The following is a 2,416-nucleotide window of genomic DNA, read 5'->3' as shown; positions in this document are numbered from 1 at the left end:
GGCGGGGGAGCATGCGGCGAGGAGGAGGATGGGGAGCGCACTCCACCACCCCCAACCCCCGCCTCTGGAAGCGCAGCTGTCCCGCAGGGACAACAGGAGGGGGCTTTTTGGGCAGCGCCTCACGTCTCCCCCTCCTCTTCAGAGGAGGGGGTCGGGGGGTGGTGCCGCGACATCCGCTCGACTCGCCCAGCCCAACGTTCGGGCGAAGTCAGCAGCACTTCCTGCAACCGCACCAGACACCCGTCGAGATTCCGCATCACATCCTCGTTCGTGAACCGCACGGTCGCAAAGCCGAAGTCCCGCAACATCCGCGCGTCGCGTAGCGCATCAACCTCGGCGTCATGCGTGTGGCCGTCAACCTCGACGATCACCCCGCGCGCGGGGCAGAAGAAGTCGACGATGCGGTGGCCGATCACGTCCTGCCGGCGGAACTTGAAGCCTTCGAACCGGCTTGATCGCAGCGCCATCCAGAGGCGCCTTTCGGGCTCGGTCGGGTTGTTGCGCATGGCGCGGGCGCGCTGGTGGAGCGTTTCCGGTGTGACTTCACCACCCCCAACCCCCTCCTCTGAAGAGGAGGGGGCTTTGGCGCCATTCCCCCCCTCCTCTTCAGCCCCGGCATGCGCCGGGGCAGGCATCGGGATCGGGGGGTGGTGACGAGCTTCGTCAGCCTCCTTCACACCCCCTCCAAGAGCCGGTCCGCCTGCGCCCGCGCCTCGGGCGTCACCTCGGCCCCCGAGAGCATCCGCGCAATCTCCTCCTGCCGCCCGGCGTGGTCGAGCAGCACTACGGAAGTCTTCGTCACCGTGCCGGAAGAGGCCTTGGCGATGAGGTAATGCTGCGAGCCGCGCGCCGCGACCTGCGGCGAGTGCGTGACCGCCAGCAACTGCCCCTCTTGCGACGCCAGCCGCGCGAGGCGCTCGCCGATCGCCGAAGCCACCGCACCCCCGACCCCCCGGTCGATCTCGTCGAAGATGATCGTCGCCGCCCCGCCCTTTTCCGCCAGCGCGACCTTCAGCGCGAGGATGAAGCGCGAGAGTTCGCCCCCTGACGCGATCTTGTTCAGGGCTGCAAAATCCGCGCCGGGGTTGGTCGAGATGAGAAACTCCACCGCATCCATTCCCGATGCCGCCCAGCGCTCCTCGGGCAGCGGGGTCACCTGCGTGCGGAAGCGCGCGGCGTCGAGCTTCAGGGGCGCAAGCTCCGCCGCCACCGCCGCATCGAGCCGCCCGGCCCCCGCGACCCGCGCGGCGTGGGCCTTCTCGGCGGCCGCGACATAGGCCGCGCGGGCCTCCTTGGCCGCCGCCTCGAGCGCATCCAGTTGCGCCTCCCCGCCCTCGATCGCGTCGAGCCGGGCGCGCATGCTTCGCGCCAGATCGGGCAGGTCGTCGACCTCGCAGCGGTGCTTGCGGGCCGCGGCGCGCAGTTCGAACAGGCGCGTTTCGGCGCGCTCCAATTCGTGCGGATCGTGGACCAGCGCCTCGGCCGCCTTGGCGAGCCTGTCCTCGGCTTCGCTCGCCTCGATCACCGCGCGGTCGAGCGCCGCCAGCGCCTCGCCCAGCAAGGGGTGCTGCTCGGCGATCCGGTCGAGCCGCCGCGCCGCCACGCGCAGGGCCGCGAGCGGGGAATCCGAACCCTCCCACAGGTGGCGCAGATCCGCGAGATCGCCCGAGAGCTTCTCGCCCTTCTGCATGTCCGCCCGCGCGCCCGCGAGCCGGGCCTCCTCGCCCGCGACCGGCTCCAGCGCCGACAGTTCGGCGAGATGCGCGATCAGCAGGTCCTGATCGGCCTTGGCCTGCTCGACCGCTTCGCGCGCCTCGGCCAGCTGCGCCTCGGCGCGCGCCCAATCGGCATAGGCACGCTCGAGCCCGGCAACGTCCGTCCCGGCATAGCGGTCGAGCAGCATCCGGTGCCCGCGCGGGTTCACCAGCCCGCGGTCATCGTGCTGCCCGTGGAGCTCGACCAGCGCGGGCGCGAGTTCGCGCAGCAGCGCGACGCTCGCCGGCTGGTCGTTGATGAAGGCCTTGGAGCCCCCGTCGGCGCGCACCTGGCGGCGGATGATCAGCGGCTCGCCCGGTTCGATGGCGATCTCCGCCTCGTCCAATGCCGCAGCGACCGCGCGCGGCAGTTGCGCGAATTCGAAGCTCGCCGTCACGCTCGCGCGCTCCTCGCCCGCGCGCACCAGCGAGGTCTCCGCCCGGTCGCCCAGCACCAGTCCGAGCGCGTCGAGCAGGATCGACTTGCCCGCCCCGGTCTCCCCGTCAGCACCCCCAGCCCGCGCGCGAAATCGAGATCGAGCGCTTCGATGAGGACGATGTTGCGGATCGAGAGACGGGTGAGCATGGCCGGGCACGGGGATAGCGCAGCCCGGCGGGCGCGTCACGCGGCAAGGCGCGCCAATCCCCAAACCTCGCCCGCC

At 71.4% G+C, this 2,416-nt stretch carries 1 protein-coding gene and 1 pseudogene; both read right to left on the bottom strand.

Annotation, left to right across the window (positions count from 1 at the left end; all coding sequences use genetic code 11):
* Window positions 1-119 precede the first annotated feature (119 nt).
* Window positions 120-506, bottom strand: a complete 387-nt coding sequence (locus AX692_RS06920) for an endonuclease domain-containing protein (RefSeq protein WP_073973082.1) — start codon at window positions 504-506, stop codon at window positions 120-122.
* A 167-nt stretch (window positions 507-673) separates the two neighbouring features.
* A pseudogene (gene recN, locus AX692_RS06915) lies at window positions 674-2,340 on the bottom strand (DNA repair protein RecN).
* Between the last annotated feature and the right edge of the window lie 76 nt (window positions 2,341-2,416).

Origin of the sequence: Erythrobacter donghaensis (genome assembly GCF_001557325.1) — a bacterium.
In the GTDB taxonomy this organism is placed as follows: domain Bacteria; phylum Pseudomonadota; class Alphaproteobacteria; order Sphingomonadales; family Sphingomonadaceae; genus Erythrobacter; species Erythrobacter donghaensis_B.
This window is presented reverse-complemented; position numbering and strand designations above follow the sequence as displayed.

Excerpts from the sequence above, each read along its gene's own strand:
- AX692_RS06920 (WP_073973082.1), bottom strand. The coding sequence starts at position 506 with ATGCGCAACAACCCGACCGAGCCCGAAAGGCGCCTCTGGATGGCGCTG.